General features: G+C 63.1%; 14 protein-coding genes. 6 read left to right on the top strand and 8 right to left on the bottom strand.

Going from position 1 to position 18,517, the window contains the following annotated elements; translation table 11 throughout:
• Window positions 1-8: 8 nt before the first annotated feature.
• Window positions 9-1,286 (bottom strand): 5-aminolevulinate synthase, encoded by a 1,278-nt coding sequence (gene hemA / locus NKI73_RS12835; RefSeq protein WP_352630069.1) that lies wholly within the window; start codon window positions 1,284-1,286, stop codon window positions 9-11.
• Between the two features lie 265 nt (window positions 1,287-1,551).
• On the opposite strand from hemA, the gene galE reads away from it, so the two are divergent.
• The 3 genes from galE to NKI73_RS12820 all read left to right on the top strand — a co-directional run bounded on the left by galE (window position 1,552) and on the right by NKI73_RS12820 (window position 5,732).
• Window positions 1,552-2,547, top strand: coding sequence for a UDP-glucose 4-epimerase GalE (galE, locus tag NKI73_RS12830; RefSeq protein ID WP_352630067.1), 996 nt, complete (start codon window positions 1,552-1,554; stop codon window positions 2,545-2,547).
• Window positions 2,548-2,653: 106 nt separating this feature from the next.
• Window positions 2,654-3,904: a D-amino acid dehydrogenase gene (locus tag NKI73_RS12825; RefSeq protein ID WP_352630065.1), complete on the top strand. Its 1,251-nt coding sequence runs from the start codon at window positions 2,654-2,656 to the stop codon at window positions 3,902-3,904.
• A 1-nt stretch (window position 3,905) separates the two neighbouring features.
• Window positions 3,906-5,732: an alanine racemase gene (locus NKI73_RS12820; protein ID WP_352630063.1), complete on the top strand. Its 1,827-nt coding sequence runs from the start codon at window positions 3,906-3,908 to the stop codon at window positions 5,730-5,732.
• Here NKI73_RS12820 and NKI73_RS12815 read toward each other — a convergent pair whose 3' ends face one another.
• The 7 genes from NKI73_RS12815 to NKI73_RS12785 form a co-directional block, all read right to left on the bottom strand.
• Entirely contained in the window at window positions 5,733-7,109 is a 1,377-nt protein-coding gene (locus NKI73_RS12815) for an FGGY-family carbohydrate kinase (protein WP_352630061.1), read from the bottom strand. It abuts the gene before it with no gap.
• Complete coding sequence (rhaM, locus tag NKI73_RS12810) at window positions 7,106-7,423, bottom strand: L-rhamnose mutarotase (RefSeq protein WP_352630059.1); 318 nt, start codon at window positions 7,421-7,423, stop codon at window positions 7,106-7,108. Before rhaM ends, NKI73_RS12815 begins: the two co-directional genes overlap by 4 nt.
• Window positions 7,423-8,418, bottom strand: coding sequence for an ABC transporter permease (locus tag NKI73_RS12805; RefSeq protein ID WP_352630056.1), 996 nt, complete (start codon window positions 8,416-8,418; stop codon window positions 7,423-7,425). The genes rhaM and NKI73_RS12805 overlap by 1 nt, the downstream gene beginning before the upstream one ends.
• Window positions 8,415-9,395 (bottom strand): ABC transporter permease, encoded by a 981-nt coding sequence (locus NKI73_RS12800; RefSeq protein WP_352630054.1) that lies wholly within the window; start codon window positions 9,393-9,395, stop codon window positions 8,415-8,417. Before NKI73_RS12800 ends, NKI73_RS12805 begins: the two co-directional genes overlap by 4 nt.
• Complete coding sequence (locus NKI73_RS12795) at window positions 9,392-10,933, bottom strand: sugar ABC transporter ATP-binding protein (RefSeq protein WP_352630052.1); 1,542 nt, start codon at window positions 10,931-10,933, stop codon at window positions 9,392-9,394. The genes NKI73_RS12800 and NKI73_RS12795 overlap by 4 nt, the downstream gene beginning before the upstream one ends.
• 86 nt (window positions 10,934-11,019) lie before the next feature.
• Window positions 11,020-12,015 carry a rhamnose ABC transporter substrate-binding protein gene (gene rhaS, locus NKI73_RS12790; protein ID WP_352630050.1) on the bottom strand — a complete coding sequence of 332 codons (996 nt, stop codon included), beginning with the start codon at window positions 12,013-12,015 and terminating at the stop codon, window positions 11,020-11,022.
• 55 nt (window positions 12,016-12,070) lie between these two features.
• On the bottom strand, window positions 12,071-12,874 hold the full coding sequence (locus tag NKI73_RS12785) for a DeoR/GlpR family DNA-binding transcription regulator (RefSeq protein WP_352601277.1): 804 nt from the start codon (window positions 12,872-12,874) through the stop codon (window positions 12,071-12,073).
• Between the two features lie 186 nt (window positions 12,875-13,060).
• Between NKI73_RS12785 and NKI73_RS12780 the strand changes: the two genes are divergently transcribed.
• The 3 genes from NKI73_RS12780 (at window position 13,061) to ggt (ending at window position 18,432) form a co-directional block, all read left to right on the top strand.
• Complete coding sequence (locus NKI73_RS12780; protein WP_352630048.1) at window positions 13,061-15,163, top strand: bifunctional rhamnulose-1-phosphate aldolase/short-chain dehydrogenase; 2,103 nt, start codon at window positions 13,061-13,063, stop codon at window positions 15,161-15,163.
• Between the two features lie 120 nt (window positions 15,164-15,283).
• Window positions 15,284-16,576: an L-rhamnose catabolism isomerase gene (rhaI, locus tag NKI73_RS12775; RefSeq protein ID WP_352630046.1), complete on the top strand. Its 1,293-nt coding sequence runs from the start codon at window positions 15,284-15,286 to the stop codon at window positions 16,574-16,576.
• Window positions 16,577-16,692: 116 nt separating this feature from the next.
• On the top strand, window positions 16,693-18,432 hold the full coding sequence (gene ggt / locus NKI73_RS12770; protein ID WP_352630044.1) for a gamma-glutamyltransferase: 1,740 nt from the start codon (window positions 16,693-16,695) through the stop codon (window positions 18,430-18,432).
• Window positions 18,433-18,517: the final 85 nt, after the last annotated feature.

The raw sequence follows: 18,517 nt of genomic DNA, 5'->3' as shown, positions 1-18,517 counted from the left end.
AAACGGCTTCAGCCGCCTGATTTCGGCACCAGCAGCGGAATAATCCGGTCGCTCTTGGCCACAGATGGCCGACCGGCGGAGCCGTAGGGAATGCCGAGTGCATCCCAGGTCTCGACCAGCGCATCCTGCAACTCGGCGATCAGTGCATCGGAGTGGAACGGCGTCGGGGTGATGCGCAGCCGCTCGGTGCCGCGCGGCACGGTCGGGTAGTTGATCGGCTGGATGTAGATGCCGTGCACGCCGAGCAGCCGGTCGCTGGCCATCTTGCAAGCTTCCGGATCACCGACCAGCAGCGGTACGATATGGGTCGGCGAGTCCATCACTGGCAGGCCGGCGGCAGAGAGTATCTGCTTGGTCCTCGCGGCCTGCTGCTGCTGGGCGTCGCGCTCGGCCTGCGAGCGCTTGAGATGGCGGATCGACGTGGTCGCGGCAGCCGCGATCGCCGGCGGCAGCGCCGTGGTGAAGATGAAGCCCGGCGCATAGGAGCGCACGGCGTCGATGACAGCACTTGTGCCGGTGATGTAGCCGCCTAGCGTGCCGAATGCCTTGGCGAGCGTGCCTTCGATGATGTCGATGCGGTCGGCCAGGCCCTCACGTTCGGTGATGCCGCCGCCGCGCGGTCCGTACATCCCGACGGCATGGACCTCGTCGATATAGGTCATGGCGTTGTAGCGCTCGGCGAGTTCGACGATCTGCTTGATCGGCGCAATGTCGCCATCCATCGAATAGACGCTTTCGAAGACGATCAGCTTGGCGCGTTCGCGGCCAGCCGCCTGCAGCAGGCTTTCCAGATGCGCGACATCATTGTGGCGGAAGATCTTCTTCTCGGCACCGGAGCGTCGCACGCCTTCGATCATCGAGGCGTGGTTCAATTCGTCCGAGATGATCAGGCAATTGGGCAAAAGCCGCGCGATGGTCGAGATCGAGGCTTCGTTGGAGACGAAGCCAGAGGTGAAGACGAGTGCGGCTTCCTTGTCGTGCAGGTCCGCGAGCTCCAGTTCGAGCTCTACCAGCGGATTGCTGGTGCCGGAAATGTTGCGGGTGCCGCCGGCGCCCGACCCCATTTTGCCAGCCGCATTCTGGAACGCGGCGATGACGTCGGGATGCTGGCCCATGCCGAGATAATCATTGGAGCACCAGACGGTGATTTCCTCGGCGCGGCCATTGGAACGCCAGATGGCGCGCGGAAACTTGCCCGCGATGCGCTCGAGGTCGGCGAAGACGCGGTAGCGACGCTCTGCATGGAGCTGGTCGATCGCTTCCTCGAAAAACCGCTGATAGTTCATGTCGACTTCCCAATTTTGCGCGGGATCATAATCATTGCCCTATTGGTCGTCCACCGGGCCATTTTGGTCAAAATGCCACGCCCCGGACCTGTTCCTAACGACCACGGATCGTGGCCTATTCCGTTGATGTGGATCAATTTTGTTTCAGGACGATGCCACATGCCGACAATATCGGTTACCACGAGTTCTAATGGCTATCAGGCAGGCTTTCCAGTAGAGCGGGGTTGAGACAGTTTCCGATAAATCTTGAGATGCGAGGTCGCGGATGACAGTTTTGGTAACAGGCGGCGCCGGCTATATCGGCAGCCATATGGTCTGGGAGCTGCTGGATGCCGGCGAGAGCGTGGTCGTTCTCGACCGTCTTTCGACCGGCTTCGAATGGGCGGTAGCGCCGGAGGCGAAGCTGGTGGTTGGCGATGTCGCCGACAGGGAGTTGGTCGGCTCGATCATCAGGGAAAACAAGGTCGACGCGATCATCCATTTCGCCGGTTCGATCGTGGTCCCGGAATCGGTCGCCGACCCGCTTGCCTACTACGAGAACAACACCAGCAAGACGCGCACGCTGATCGAGACCGCGGTGCGCGAAGGCGTGCCCAATTTCATCTTTTCCTCGACTGCGGCCGTCTATGGCGGCGCCGGGCTGGAGCCGGTGCGCGAGGATGCCCGCCTGGCGCCGGAATCGCCCTATGGCCTGTCCAAGCTGATGAGCGAATGGATGCTGCGCGACGCGGCGATAGCGCACGGCCTGCGCTATACCGCGCTGCGCTATTTCAACGTCGCCGGCGCCGACCCGAAGGGCCGCACCGGCCAATCGACGCCGGGCGCCACCCATCTGATCAAGGTCGCCTGCGAGACGGCGCTCGGGAAGCGGCCGTTCATGCAGGTGTTCGGCACCGATTATCCGACGCCGGACGGCACCTGCATGCGCGACTACATCCATGTCAGCGACCTGGCGGCGGCGCATCGCCTGGCCCTGCAGCGGCTGCGCGCCGGGGGCGCGAGCCTCGTCGCCAATTGCGGCTACAGCCATGGCTACTCGGTGCTCGAGGTCATCGACAGCGTGCGGCGCGCCTTTGGCCATGATTTCGAGGTGAAGATGGGCGATCGTCGTCCCGGCGACGCCGCGGCGGTGGTTGCCAATTCGGATCTCGCCCGCGCCGAACTCGGCTGGACCCCGCAACGCGACGACCTCGACCAGATCGTTGCCGACGCGCTCGCCTGGGAGCGCATCCTGACCGGCAAGAACTCCGCGCGGGGCTGAGCCGGGTTCTCCCAAGGGCTCGCAAGGCGGGCAGTGAAGCGCTATTGAAGGTATTCGCGGCTCGACGTGGAGGCGCTGCGTCGCGTCGAGCTTTTGGGGGAATGGCATGAAAATAACGGTGCTCGGGGCCGGTGTCGTCGGTTCGGCCGCCGCCTATTATTTGGCGAGCGACGGCCACGAGGTCACCGTGATCGAGCGCCATGCGGCGCCGGCGCGCGGCACCAGCCAATCGAACGCCGGTCTGGTGTCGCCGGGCGATGCCACCGCCTGGGCTTCGCCGGCGGCCCTGAAGACATTCCTGCGTGCGCTCTACAACCATGATCTCGGCATCAAGGTCCGGCTGCGCTTCGATCCCTATTTCCTCGCCTGGAGCCTGCGCTTCCTGCGCCAGTGCACGAAAGAGCGCCTGCGCGCCAACAGCAGGGTCAAGCTGCGCCTGGCGCTCTATTCCCGCGACTGCATCAACGCCATCTCCGCCGAGACCGGCGTTCGCTATGACGAGCGCAAGAAGGGCATCCTCTATTTCTTCCGCTCGCAGCACAGTCTCGACACCGGCACCGACAATTATCGCTATCTGGCCGAGCATGGCCTGCCGATCGAGATCGTCGGCCGCGAGCGGCTGGTCGAGCTTGAACCGGGTCTTGCCGGGGTGAAGGAAAAGATAGCCGGCGGCGTCTATTCGCCGATCGACCAGACCGGCGATTCCCGGCAGTTCGTGGAAAAACTCGCGGCCTATTCAGCCGAAAAGCTCGGCGTGAACTTTCTCTATGGAACGACGGTCGAGGGCCTCGCCATCGAGGGCGACCGGGTGAGTGCGGTGATGACTTCGGCCGGACCAATCACTGGGGATGCCGTGGTCATCTCGATGGGACCGGAAAGCGGCCTGCTCGGCCGCCGCTACGGCATCGACCTGCCTGTCTATCCGGTGAAGGGTTATACCGCGACCATTCCGCTGGAAGACGAGAGCAAGGGGCCGACCATGGGCGGCGCCGACGAAGACCAGTTGATCGCCTATTCCAGGCTTGGCAACCGGCTGCGGCTCGCCTCGACCGCCGAATTCACCGGCTTTGACCGCAGCCATAAGCCCAGCGACTTCGCTGCCATGTTCAGGACCGGCAAGGACCTGTTTCCCGGTGCCTTCGACGAGAAGAAGGCGGAGCTGTGGGCAGGCCTGCGGCCGATGATGCCGAACTCCGTGCCGGTCATCGGCCGGGCGCGCTATGGGAATCTCTATCTCGACACCGGCCACGGCCATGTCGGCTGGACCATGGCCTGCGGCTCGGGAAAATTCCTTGCCGACCTCGTCGCCGGCCGCAAGCCGGAGATCGACCCGCAAGGGCTGGTCTACGGAGGCTAGGATGTCGGGACCGCAAGTCGCCATCGACCTCGGCCGCATCGAGCGCAATGCGCGCACCATCGTTGGGCGTTGCGCGCTATCGGGCATCAAGGTATTCGGCGTCACCAAGGGCACCTGCGGCATGCCGCAAGTGGCGCGCGCCATGCTGCGTGGCGGCGTTGCCGGCATCGCCGAATCGCGTTTCGAGAACATCCGCCGGCTGCGCGACAGCGGCATCAACGCGCCGATCATGCTGCTGCGCAGCCCGCCGATGGCGCGTGTCGAGGAGGTGGTGCGCACCGTCGATATCAGTCTGCAGTCGGAACTCGCCACAATCCGCGAGATTTCGCGCATTGCCGAACGCATGGGCCGCGTCCACGACATCATGCTGATGATCGACCTCGGCGATCTCCGCGAAGGCATCTGGCCGAATGACCTGATCCCGACGGTTGAGCAGATCCTGCAATACAAAGGCGTGCGCATTGCTGGCATCGGCACCAATCTCGGCTGTTTCGGCGCCATCATGCCGACGCCGGAAAACCTCGGCCAGCTCGTCGCCCATGCCTACAAGACCGAGCGCCTGTCCGGCAAAAGCCTCGACTGGATTTCCGGCGGCGCCTCGTCGTCGCTGCCGTTGCTGCTCGAAGGCAGACTGCCGGCCGGCATCAACAATCTGCGAGTCGGTGAGGCGATCCTGCAAGGCGGCGTCGAGACTTTCCGCGACACGCCATGGGCCGAACTCGAACCCGATGCCTGCCGGCTGACCAGCGACATCATCGAGGTCAAGCTCAAGCCGTCACGGCCGATCGGCCAATCCGGCTACGACGCCTTCGGCAACCAGCCGATCTTCCCCGACGAGGGCGACAGGCTGCGCGCCATTGCCAATATCGGCCGCGAGGATGTGCTGGTCGAGGGGTTGACGCCGATTGCCAACGGGATACGGGTGCTCGGCGCCTCCAGCGACCATCTGTTGCTGGATGTTGCCGATGCCGATCCGCCGCCGACCGTTGGCGACCGCGTCGCCTTCCGCATGAGCTATGGCGCCATGCTGCTGGCGATGACTTCGGAATATGTCGAGAAGGCTCCGATGCATGACGTCGAGGACTTTTCCGGCCGCAAGATGGTGCAGATCACGGCCGAGCAGGGGGCTGCCGGCATCCTGGCTCGGGAAGGCACCGGCGCGCGGCTGGAAGCGATGAATTTCGACGTCGTGGAACTCGCCGATGTCGAACGGCCGCCATCGGGGCTGATCCGGCTGACGGCCGGCGCCGACCGTCGCATCGCCCACAAGGCGCTGACCGCAACGGCGCGCGCGACGCATTCCTTCGGCCTGATCTGGATCGATTCCATCGCCGCCCTGATGCCCGAGGAAGAGGACGGCATCGACCTGCCGGAAGGCTCGGTGCTGGCGCGCACACTCGGTCTCGACCATAAGGCGGGCGCGTTGCAGCCGCAAATGTCGCCGGAGAATGTCGTCATCGTTGGCCTGCGCCATGCCGATCCGGCTGAAGCGAGGGTGCTGAAGGATTCGCGCGTGTCGGCCTTCACCATGACCGATATCGACGCCATGGGCATGCGCGACCTGATGCATGAGGCGATCCGCATCGCCACCTCCGGCACGCAAGGGTTTCACGTCAGCTATTCGCCGACCGCAACCGAATTCGCAGGCTGGGCGGCGGGCTCCGGCGGCCTCACTGTGCGCGAAACGCACCAGGCGATGGAGGCGATCGCGCTCTCCGGCGGACTGCTGTCGATGGATGTTTCGAGCCTGACCGCGGATCTGGAGCTACGGATCGGCGCCGATGTCGTCAACTTCGTCATGTCGGCCTTCGGCAAGCGAATTTTGTAGTCAGCTCCGCGCTACGACCGCGGCGCGCCAGGCACTGACGTAGTCGGACCAGACCGGGTCGGTAGGCCGCTCCATTCTTTCGCCTTTGCCCTGCGCCATCAATTGACCGGTTGCCAGCAGCGCGGCGCCGATGCTGGTGCCGGTGGCGGCCTCGGACGCAACGACGGCGCGTCCCGTGCTGGCTGCCAGCATGCCAACAAAGAGGCGGTTGCGGGCAAAGGGCCCTTCGACTGTGGTCGGGCCGTCGGCGCCGATCAGGTCGAGGCAGGTCGCCGTCATCAACGCCAGATAGAACGAGATGGCGGCAAAGTGCTGGCCGCTGTTCATGTCGTCGGCGTTGAGCCATGTCGCGGCCTGGTGCGGGAACGGCCCCGACCCTTGCTGGGTCGATGGCAGCAGCAGCACCTTTCGTGCCAGCACGGCGCCGACATCATCTTCGCTCCACTGCTCTGGTTGGTCCTTCGTCAGCACGGAAAATTCGCGCCCGCCCATGAAGCGAGCCGAAGGCACAGGCGCGCCCAATGCGTTGACATTGACCAGCGTGTCGCGTGCCGCATCCAGCGCAATCTGTTTGCCGCCGACCGCCATCGACACCACCCAGGTGCCGGTCGAGACGACGGAGAAAGGCGGTTTGTCGGAGAGAAGATGCGGCAGCAGCGACGCGTTGGAATCATGCAGGCCGCAGAAGACCGGCGTTTGCGGGTCAAGGCCGGTTCGCGCGGCAAGCGCCGGCAGGATCGGGCCGAGGCGATCCCTGGCTGGCCGCACCGGCGCCATCAGATCGCGCCATTCCAGGCTGTCGACCAGTGATGAAAAATCCGCCGTCCATGGGTTCCACAGATCCGTGTGGCAGCCGAGCGAAGTCACCTCGTTGGCAGCGACGCCGGTCAGGCGCAAGGCCCAATATTGCGGATACATCAGCATCGCGGTGGCCTTGGCGAATTCCGCCGGGAAGCTTTTCTGCTGCCAGAAGAATTGTGCACCGAGATTGAGGCCGAGCGGCAGGCGCGGCGTGCCGGTCTCGGCGAAAGGTGGGCGGATCGTGTCATAGTCCGCCGCCAGCCTGTCGGGGCCGTCGAACTCATAGTCGAGCACCGGCAGCACCAGTTCGCCCGCGGCGTCGACCAGCGCGCCCGTCGCGCCATGGGTCGTAATCGAAATGGCGTCGATGCGCTGCTCGCGGTTGAGGCCGGCAAGGCTTTCGAGGATGAACGTCCACAAGGCCTCGACATCGTGGTGCGGGTAGGGCGCCTGCCGCACCGGCGCATTCGCCATGCGGCGCAACGCCACCTCGCTCAACGTCGCGAGGTCGACCAGCGCCACCTTGGCGTTGGTCTTGCCGATGTCGATGACGGCGATGTGGCGTATCGCGCTCATGCCATATGGAACACGGTTTCCAGCGGCACGGCCACCGGTTCGTTGTCCGGCTTGGTTTCCATGATGTCGGCCATGTGGGCCCACCAGCGCTGCATCACCGGATGCTTCGGCAATTCGCCCATGCCGTGGTCGTCTCGCCGCCACAGCACGCCGAACAGAATGCTCGTCTCTTCGTCGAGATGGATGGAATAATCGGAGACGCCGGCCTGCTTCAGCAGTGCGACCAGCGACGGCCAGATCTCGTCGTGGCGCTTCTTGTACTCGGCCTTCATGCCGGGCTTCAGCTTCATCTTGAACGCATATTTCTGCGACATCAGCTGTTACCACGCAGCCGCCGCCAGACGATCGGCAGCGCGATGACGATGATCAGCAGCAGGCCGATGAAGATCGACATGACGATGCCGGGCACGTTGAGGAGGCCAAGCCCGAAGGTCACCAGCCCCATGATGAAAGCGGCGAGCACGACGCCCAGGATGCTGCCGGCACCGCCGAGGATGCTGACGCCGCCGAGCACCACCATGGTGATGACTTCCAACTCATAGCCCTGTGCGATCGAGGGCCGCGTCGAACCCAGCCGCGAGGTGATCAGCACCGAGGCGATGCCCGACATCAGCCCGGTCAGGCAGAACAGGATGAACTTGGTGCGGCCGACGCGCACGCCGGAAAATTGTGCAGCTATCGGATTGTTGCCGATGGCAAAGACGCGTCGGCCGAAACTCGTGCGGTGCAGAAGGAACCAGTAGACGACGGCCGCGATCAGGAAGAGCACAAGTTCGAACGACACCACCCACCAGACATAGCCTTGGCCGAAGAAGGCGAAGCTCTCGGAGTAGCCCTTGTAGGCCTGGTCGCCGAGAATGATGAAGGCGATGCCGCGAAACAGGCTCATCGTGCCGATGGTGACGACGATGGAGGGCAGGCCGAGCCTTGTCACCAGCAACCCGTTGAAGGCGCCGCAGCCGAGCCCGACGACGATGCCGATCAGCACCAGCACCGGTGTGTCGGCGCCGGCCTGCACCGCCATGCCCATCATGGTCGACGCCAGCGCGATGATGGCCGCCACCGACAGGTCGATCTCGCCTGAAATGATCAGCAGCGCCATGGCGAACGCGATCAGGCCCTTCTCGGTGAAATTGAAGGTGAGATCGGACAGCGAGTACGGGTCGAGGAAATAGGGCGAGGCGAAGCTGTTGATGGCGAAGATCGCCACCGCCACCACGACCAGCAGCGCTTCCCAGGAAAAGATCGCCGAACGCAGCGGCTTGTCGAGCCGGTCGGGAATGTGGCGCGGGGCAGGGATGTCGGTCATGTCACCGCCTCCATCTTTCTCAGGATGATGCGGCCCTGCCGGCGTTCGCCGCGCGCGTTGAGCACGACGGCCAGAATGATGGCGCTGCCCGAGATCGCCATCTGCCAGAAGGGCGAGATGTTTATGACCGGCAGTGCGTTGGAGATGATGCCGAGGAACAGCGCGCCGAGCACCGCGCCGCCGACCGAACCGATGCCGCCGGCGATCGATATGCCGCCGATGACGCAGGCGGCGATGATGTTGAGCTCGTAGCCGTTGGCGACCTCGACCGAGGCGATCACATAGCGCGAGATCCAGAGATAGCCCGAGAGGCCGCCGATCATGCCGGAGATGCAGAAGACGATGAACTTCGTGCGGCCGACATCGATGCCGGCATAGACCGAGGCCGTCGGGTTGACGCCGATGGCATAGATCGAGCGGCCGAGCGCGGTGCGCGTCATCAGGACGAAGAACAGCGCGATGACCAGGATGGCGATCCAGGACAGCACTGGGATGCCGAGGAACGCTGCACGCTGGAAGCCGATGAAGTCCGGGCTCATCTTGTCGGCATTGACCCAGGCGCCGCCGGACAGGACGAAGGTGGCGCCGCGATAGATGGTCAGCGTGCCCAATGTCACCACGATCGAGGGGATGTTCAGCCGCCAGACCAGCAGGCCGTTGATGGCGCCGAGCAACAGGCCGACCAGCAGCGCAATAACGATCAGCAGCGGGATCGGGATTGCCGGATGCGCGGCGTTCAGCATCGCCACCACCATGCCGGTGAAGCAGAGGTTGGACGCCATCGACAGATCGATCGACCGGGTCAGGATGACCACCATCTGGCCAAGCGCCAGGATCATCAGGATCGAGGTGTCGTTGAACACCTGGCGCAAATTGCCGGAGTCGGCAAAGGCTGGGAAGCGCGTCGAGATCAATCCGATCAGCACGATGATGGCCGCGAACAGCCAGATTTCACGGTATTTGAAAAACGCTTTCATGCCGCGATCCCTGCTGCCGTCCTGACCAGCGTCTCGGCGTCCAGCCCCTTGTTGTCGTAGACCGCTGCAACGAGACCCTCGCGCATGACGACGACGCGGTCGGACATGCCGAGGATTTCGGGCAGTTCGGATGACACCATGATCACCGACAGACCCTGCGCCACCAGCTCGGCCATGAAGCCGTGCACGGCGGCCTTGGAGCCGATGTCGATGCCCTTGGTCGGCTCGTCCAGGATGATCACCTTGGGCGCGGTCGCCAGCCATTTGGCGATGACGATCTTCTGCTGGTTGCCGCCCGACAGCGTGCCGACATCCTGGCTGAGCGAGGAGGCGCGCAGGTCGAGCCGCTCGGTGTAGGAGCGGGCGAGCGAAAACTCCTCCGCCAGCCGCAGCAGGCCGGATCTTGAGGTGCGCTTGAGCGAAGGCAGCGAGATGTTCTGGAAGATCGGCAGGCCGATCACCACGCCCTGCTTGCCGCGTTCCTCGGGCACGTAGACGATGCCGGCATCGATCGAATCCGCCGCCGATCTCGGCGCGATCACATTGCCTTCCAGCGTGATCGTGCCGGCTGACGTGCGGGTGATGCCCGATATCGCCTGCATCACCTCGCTGCGCCCGGCGCCGACAAGGCCGTAGAAGCCGAGGATCTCGCCCTTGTGCAATTCGAAGCCGATGTCGTTGAACTCGGTCGGATGCGACAGGCCGGAGACGGACAGCACCGGCGCGCCGATCTCGGCTTTGCGCTGCGGAAAGATGTGGTCGACCGCGCGGCCGACCATCAGGCGCACGATCTGGCTCTGGCCGGCATCCTTGATGAGACCTTCACCGACCATCTCGCCGTCGCGGAACACCGTGTAGCGATCCGCAATGCGGTAGATCTCGTCGAACTTGTGGCTGATGAACAGGATCGCCTTGCCTTCGCTTTTGAGGAATTCGATCAGCAGGAAAAGCTCCTCGATCTCCTTCATCGAAAGGGCGGCGGTCGGCTCGTCCATGATGACGATCTGCGCATCGATCGACATGGCCCGCGCCACGGCGACCAGATGTTTGTTGGCGATGCCGAGGTCCTTCAGCCGCGCGTCGGCGTCGATATGGCCGGCATGCATGATGTCGAGCACTTCGCGTGCATTCTTGCGCATCGTGCGCCAGTCGATGGTGCCGAAACGCGTACGTGGCGCGTGGCCGAGAAAGATGTTTTCAGCAACCGTCAAATCGTCGAACAGCACGGTTTCCTGGTGGATGGCGGTGACGCCATAGCCGAAGGCGGCATGCGCGCTGGGCAGCGTGACCGCCTCGCCGCCGATGCTGATCGTGCCCGTGTCGGGTTGGTAGATGCCGGTCATGATCTTGACCAGGGTCGACTTGCCGGCACCGTTCTCACCGATCAGCGCGGTCACCTGGCCCGGATAGAGCGACAGGCTGACATTGTGCAGCGCGCGCACGCCGGGAAAGTTCTTGGAGATGCCGGACAGCGTCAGGCGTGGAGCCAAGGCCGGAGGCCGTTCGGTTGCCGCGCTGTGTTGGGCTGTCGTGTCCATAGTCGTATCAAGCCCTGAAACAAGGTTCGTTTGAAGTCGCGGCGGGATTTTTGGGACCGCCGCGCCAGTTTGAAGAGCGTCCGGGATCAATAGATCTTGGAGAACTTCTCGATGTTCGACTTGTCGAACTGGAAGGGCGGAGCCATCGCAGCCGAGTTGGTGTCGTCGAGCGTAACTTTGCCGACGCGGCCGATCGACAGCGTGGCACCAGGCTTGGCCTCTTCCTTCTTCACCGCCAGATCATGGGCGAGGTAGATGGCAGAGTAGCCGAGGTCGATCGGGTTCCACAGTGCGACCGCCTGGCTGGAACCGTTGTCGATGAACTTCTTGAACTCGGACGGCAGCGCCAGACCGGTGACATTGACCTTGCCGATCAGGTTCTCGTCGGTGACGACCTGGGCGGCGGCGACAACGCCGACGGTGGTCGGCGCGATGATCGCCTTGAGATTCGGATAGGACTTCAACAGGCCCTTGGCCTCGTCCGTGCTCTTGGCCGAATCGTCATCGCCATAGACGGTGGCGACGAGCTTGATCTTGGGGAACTTCTCCGGCAGGATTTTCTTGGCCGCATCGATCCAGGCGTTCTGGTTGGTGGCGGTCGAGGAGGCCGACAGGATGGCGACTTCGCCGCCTTCCGGCAGGTAATCGGCGGCAAGCTTGATGATGGTCTCGCCGATCAAGCCGGTGTCGGACGGGTTGAGATGCAGCTGGCGGCCTTCCTTGGCGACGCCCGAATCCCACGAGATGACGGTGATGCCGCGATCCATGGCCTTCTTCAGTACTGGCACCAGCGCGTCGGCGTCATTGGCCGAAATGGCGATGGCGTTGACCTTCTGGGCGATCAGCGAATTGACCACTTCGATCTGCGCTTCGGCGGTTGCCTTGGTCGGGCCGGTATAGATGACGTCGACATCGCCGAGTTCCTTGGCCGCCTCTTCGGCGCCCTTGTTGGCGGCGTCGAAGAAGCCGTTGCCGAGCGATTTTACCACCAGCGCGATCTTGACGTTTTCGGCGTAGGCGGCATTCACGAACATGGCGGCTGAAAAGGCCGCCGTTACCATCAATTTCTTCAAGAAGCTCATCGTATATCCTCCCTTGAGCGTTGCATTCCATCACCGCTGCGGGCGTGAGGGTGTCTCAGGCCTGCAGTGAAGATTCTTCCTTTGCCGACTTGCGGGCGACGATCAGCGTCACGCCGGCGGTCTCTAACATCTTGGCTTCGCGATCCTCGATACCGTCATCGGTGATGACCGTGGCGATGCGCGACAGGCCGCACAGGATCAGGCTGGAGCGTTTGCGGAATTTCGAGGAATCGACCAGCACCACCAGTTCGTCGGCCTGGTCGATCAGCTTCTGCTCCGCCTGGATCAGCAGCGGGTCGCCTTCCATCAACCCGAGCGGCCCAAGCCCTTGCGCGCCCATGAACATGCGGCGCGCATAGAAATTGCGCGTCACGTCATTGTCGAAGGGCGACAGGATGATGTTCTGCTCGCGATAAATGGTACCTCCAGACAGCATCACCGTATTCTTGGAGTGCTTGAGCAGGTGCTCTGCGATCGGGAACGAATTTGTGAAGATCGGCATGCGGCGGCCGGTCAGGAAATGCACCATCTGGAAGGTGGTGGTGCCGCCATTGATGATGATCGGCTCACCGTCCTTGCACAGCTCGACCGCTTCACTCGCGATTGCCCGCTTCTGCGAGGCGTTGATCGTTTCGTTCACGGAAAAGGGCCGGCCGGCCAGCCCAATGAACTGCGGCGGCGAGATTGCTTCAGCGCCGCCACGCACCCGGCGCAGGCGCTTCTGGACATGGAGCGCCGCGATGTCACGCCGGATCGTCGCCTCGGAGGACTCCGTCAGGTCGACCATCTCCTGCACCGTCACCACAGGTTTTTCCTGGACGGCGGACAGAATGATTCTGTGGCGCTCTTTTTCGTGCATGGTTCCTCCCTGCCTGAACATCTAGGCACCCAAAACGCGCAGTGTCAATCATTTCCGATCATATAATTTCATTGTGCAGTGCAATATGATCGATATTGATCGTTTGTGATTGACAAACCGGCTGCTTCCGTGGAAATTCGGGCCAAATTGGCCGCACCGTTTGCGTGCCTTTCGGGAGGATTGCATATGCTCGACAAGCGCACCGGCGCGCGCCTCGCCAATCTGTGGGACGAGGCCAAGGCTCAAGCGATGAGCGAGCCCGAACGGCTCGTCTATCGCTCCAATGTGCTTGGCTCGGACAAGCGCGTCACCAACTATGGCGGCGGCAACACGTCCTCGAAGATATGGCAAAAAGACCCGCTCACCGGCGAGGACGCCGAAGTGCTTTGGGTCAAGGGCTCGGGCGGCGACAGCGCCTCTATCAAGCTCGACGGCTTTGCCACCCTCTACATGGACAAGCTGCGCGCGCTCAAAGGCCTTTATCGCGGCGTTGAGCACGAAGACGAAATGGTCGGCTTCCTGCCGCACTGCACCTTCAATCTCAATCCGCGCGCGGCTTCGATCGACACGCCGCTGCATGCCTTCGTGCCGAAACCCTATGTCGATCACATGCATCCCGATGCCATCATCGCCATTGCCGCTGCCAAGGATTCCAAGGCGCTGACCAAGGAGATCTTCGGCGACGCCATCGGCTGGCTGCCGTGGAAGCGTCCGGGCTTCGAACTCGGCCTGTGGCTGGAGAAGTTCTGTCTCGAACATCCCGCGGCCAAGGGTGTCATCCTGGAAAGCCATGGCCTGTTCACCTGGGGCGACACCCCTCGGGAATGCTACGAGACGACGATCTCGGTGATCAACCAGGCGATCGAATGGTTCGAGCGCCGCTCCGAGGGCCTCGCCATCTTCGGCGGTGAGATAGTCAAGTCGCTCGACGCGGCCGAACGTCGTGCCATCGCGGCAAAACTGATGCCGAAAATCCGCGGCCTGATCTCGGAAAAGAGCCACAAAACAGGCCATTTCGACGATTCCGCCGCCGTGCTCGAATTCGTCAACTCCAGGGATTTGCGGCCGCTGGCGGCACTCGGCACATCGTGCCCTGACCATTTCCTGCGCACCAAGATCCGTCCGCTGGTCATCGGGTTCGATCCGGCAAAACCCGATGTCGACGCCGTCATTGCGCGCCTCGCCGACGACGTTGCGGCGTATCGTGTCGGCTATCAGGCCTATTACGACAGCTGCAAGCATGCCGACTCGCCCGCCATCCGCGATCCCAATGCCGTCGTCTACCTGATGCCCGGCGTCGGCATGTTCACTTTCGCCGGCGACAAGGCGACGGCGCGCATTTCGGGCGAGTTCTACGTCAACGCCATCAACGTCATGCGCGGCGCCTCGACTGTCTCGTCCTATGTCGGCCTGCCCGCACAGGAAGCCTTCGACATCGAATACTGGCTGCTCGAGGATCTGAAGCTGCAGCGCATGCCGAAACCAAAAGCTCTTGCCGGCCAGATCGCGCTGGTCACCGGCGGCGCCGGCGGCATTGGCCGCGCGACGGCCAACCGGCTGCTGCGCGAAGGCGCCTGCGTCGTGCTGGCCGACATCGACGAGACAGCGCTCGCCAGCGCCAACGACGAATTGTCCAAAGCCTATGGCAAGGATTTCGTCCGGCCGGTGCCGATCAACGTCACCTCGGAGGAGCAGGTTATCTCCGGCTTTGCCGAGATGGCGGTCGAGTTCGGCGGCATCGACATTCTGGTGTCGAACGCAGGCCTCGCCTCCTCGGCGCCGATCGAGGAGACGACGCTGGCGCTGTGGAACAAGAATATGGATATCCTGTCGACCGGTTATTTTCTGGTCTCGCGGGAAGCGTTCCGGCTGTTTCGCGTGCAGAACATCGGCGGCAACGTCGTCTTCGTCGCGTCCAAGAATGGCCTTGCCGCCTCGCCCAACGCCGCCGCCTATTGCACCGCAAAGGCCGCCGAGATTCATCTCGCCCGCTGCCTGGCACTGGAGGGCGCGGAAGCGCAGATCAGGGTCAATGTCGTCAACCCGGACGCGGTGCTTCGCGGCTCGAAGATCTGGACCGGCGAATGGAAGGAACAGCGCGCCGCCGCCTACAAGATGTCGACCGACGATCTTGAGGAGCATTATCGCTCGCGTTCGATGCTGAAGCGTTCGGTCTTCCCGGAAGACATCGCCGAGGCGATCTATTTCTTCGCCTCCGACATGTCGGCCAAGTCGACCGGCAACATCATCAATGTCGACGCGGGCAACGCCCAGAGCTTTACGCGATAATCGTTTGAAGGCGCCGCCGCCGATGCCGGAGCGCTTCCCTTCTCCCCCGTTTACGGGGAGAAGATGCCGGCAGGCGGATGAGAGGCAGCGCTGACTGAACGCATTTTGGGAGGAACAGCAGTGTCCGAATCCATCATCTCCGCCGACATCGTCGACAAGGACAATGCCGCGCGCAAAGCCAACCTTGAGCGCGACTACACCTCGCTCGGCGAGCGCCTCGACCGCCGCGGCATCGCCATCGACGCCATCCGCGACAAGGTCGAAAAATTCGCCGTGGCGATCCCGTCCTGGGGCGTCGGCACAGGCGGCACCCGCTTTGCCCGTTTCCCCGGTGCCGGCGAGCCGCGCGACATCTTCGACAAGATCGAGGACTGCGCCGTCATCAGGCAATTGACGCAGGCGACCCCGACCGTCTCGCTGCACATTCCTTGGGACAAGGCCGATCCGAACCGACTGAAACAGGCGGCAGCACGCTTCGGCCTCGGCTTCGACGCCATGAACTCCAACACCTTTTCGGATGCGAAGGACCAGACGCTCTCCTACAAATTCGGCTCGCTGTCGCATGCCGATGCCGGCACGCGCCGGCAAGCGGTCGAGCACAATCTCGAATGCATCGAGATCGGCAAGACGCTGGGTTCCAAGGCGCTGACGGTGTGGATCGGCGACGGTTCGAACTTTCCCGGTCAGGTGAATTTCGCCAAGGCGTTCGAGCGCTATCTCGACGCCATGAAGGAGATCTATGCTGGGCTGCCCGCCGACTGGAAGCTATTCAGCGAGCACAAAATGTACGAGCCGGCCTTCTATTCCACCGTTGTGCAGGACTGGGGCACCAACTACATCATCGCTAGGGAACTGGGCGACAAGGCATTCTGCCTCGTCGACCTTGGCCACCATGCGCCCAACGTCAACATCGAGATGATCGTCTCGCGGCTGATCCAGTTCAAGAAACTCGGCGGCTTCCACTTCAACGATTCGAAATATGGCGACGACGATCTCGATGCCGGCTCGATCGACCCCTACCGGCTGTTCCTTGTCTTCAACGAACTGGTCGATGCGGAGCTTTCGGGCGCCGAGGGTTTTGATCCCGCCCATATGCTTGACCAGAGCCACAACGTCACTGATCCCATCGAAAGCCTGATGCTGTCGGCAGTCGAGGTGCAGCGCGCCTATGCGCAGGCGCTGCTGGTCGATCGCAAGGAGCTGGCAGGCTTCCAGGACGCCAACGACGCCCTGATGGCGACGCAGACGCTGAAGGCCGCCTACCGCACCGATGTTGAGCCGATTCTCGCCATGGCGAGGCTGAGGACGGGCGGCGCGATCGATCCGGTCGCGGCCTATCGGGCGGCGGGCTACCGCGCCAAGGTCGCCGCGGAACGCCCGGCGGTCGCTGGCGGTTCGGGCGGCATTGTCTGAGGCGAACTCCCAGCCGATATTGCCCTCACCGTTTTGCTTCGTGAGGGACCATTTTGTGAATGGACTCGATTGATTCCAGGGGCTCTTCTAGGCGCACCCCCGCCCGGAGAACCGCCATGCCTCTCAACCGTCGAACCCTGATCGCCGTCAGTCTCTCCATCACTTTCGCCCTGGCGCCGCTGACGAGCGTCTTCGCCGCCTCACCGGCGCCGGCCAAGGGCGAGCACGGGATGGTGGTTACGGCCCAGCACCTGGCGTCCGAAGTCGGCATCGAGGTCTTGAAGAAGGGCGGCAATGCTGTCGATGCGGCGGTTGCCGTCGGTTATGCGCTCGCCGTCGTCTACCCCAATGCCGGCAATATTGGCGGCGGCGGCTTCATGACCATCCGCTTCAAGGACGGCAAATCGACCTTTCTCGATTTCCGCGAACGGGCGCCACTGGCGGCGACCAAGACCATGTATCTCGACAAGGATGGCAACCCGGTGAAGGGTGCCAGTCTCGACGGCTATCTCGCCGTCGGCGTGCCGGGCTCGGTGGCTGGTTTCGAGATGGCGCGCGAAAAATACGGCACATTGTCCCGACAGGATCTGATGGCGCCGGCAATCGGCTATGCCAAGGACGGGTTCGTCCTCAATCAGGGCGACGCCGCCTCGTTTGCCGGCAGTGCCGACAGGCTGGCCAAGGACCCCGCGGCTGCCGCCATCTTCCTGAAACCCGACGGCAAGCCCCATGGCATTGGCGAGCGCCTGATCCAGCCTGACCTTGCGGCGTCGCTCGCCGCCATTTCCGAAAAAGGTCCGGATGCCTTTTACAAGGGCGCCATCGCCGATGCCATCGTCAAGGCGAGTGGTGCCAAGGGCGGCATCCTCGCCAAGCCGGACTTCGAGCAATATGCGGTCCGCGAACTGAAGCCGGTAACCTGCACCTATCGCGGCTACGAGATCACCTCTTCGCCGCCGCCGAGCTCCGGCGGCGTCATCATCTGCGAAATCCTGAACGTGCTGGAAGGCTATCCCTTATCCTATCTCGGTGCAGGTTCCGCCGAAACGGTGCATGTCATGGTCGAGGCGATGCGCTACGCCTATGTCGACCGCAATTCGGCGCTCGGCGATCCCGATTTCGTCGACAATCCGGTCTCGAAATTGCTTGATAAGGCCTATGCCAAGGATATCCGCGAAAAGATCGACCCGTTCCGGGCCGGCGTGTCGCAGGATCTGATGCCCAAGGGTTTTGGCGAGAGCAAGGAGACGACCCACTATTCGATCATCGACAATGATGGCAACGCGGTCGCCGTCACCTACACGCTGAACGGTTCCTTCGGCGCCGGCGTCGTCGCCGACGGCACCGGCATCCTGCTCAACAACGAGATGGATGATTTCACCCAGAAGCCGGGCGTACCCAACCTCTATGGCCTGGTCCAGGGCGAGGCCAATGCCATCCAGCCGAAGAAGACGCCGCTTTCATCGATGAGCCCGACTGTGGTGGCCAAGGACGGCAAGCCGTTCATGGTCATAGGCAGCCCCGGCGGCTCACGCATCATCACCATCACGCTGGAAGCCATCATCAACGTCATCGACCATGACATGAACATCCAGGAGGCGATCGACGCGCCGCGCATCCACCATCAGTGGCTGCCCGACAAGGTCTATGTCGAGCCGTTTGGCCTCTCGCCGGATACCGAAAAGCTGCTGGCCGGCATGGGCTATCACCTTGATCTCGCTGACCAGACCTGGGGCCAGGCGGCGGGCATCCTGGTTGGCGGCAAGAGCCTGGCGGAGATCGAGAAGGGTGGCGGTGCGCGCTATAACGGCGCCATCGACAGCCGCGCGGCCTCTGGCGAAGCGCTCGGATATTGAGGTTAGCGAGGCTGGAGATGGGCTTGGAGCAGCGTAGCGATTCGGGTTGATCGCTCGCTGCTCAAGCGGCTTGGCGCATAGAAGC

Origin of the sequence: Mesorhizobium sp. M0496 (assembly GCF_040321205.1) — a bacterium.
Lineage (GTDB): Bacteria > Pseudomonadota > Alphaproteobacteria > Rhizobiales > Rhizobiaceae > Mesorhizobium.
The sequence above is the reverse complement of the archived record's forward strand: the minus strand, read 5'-3'. Positions and strand labels throughout refer to the sequence as shown.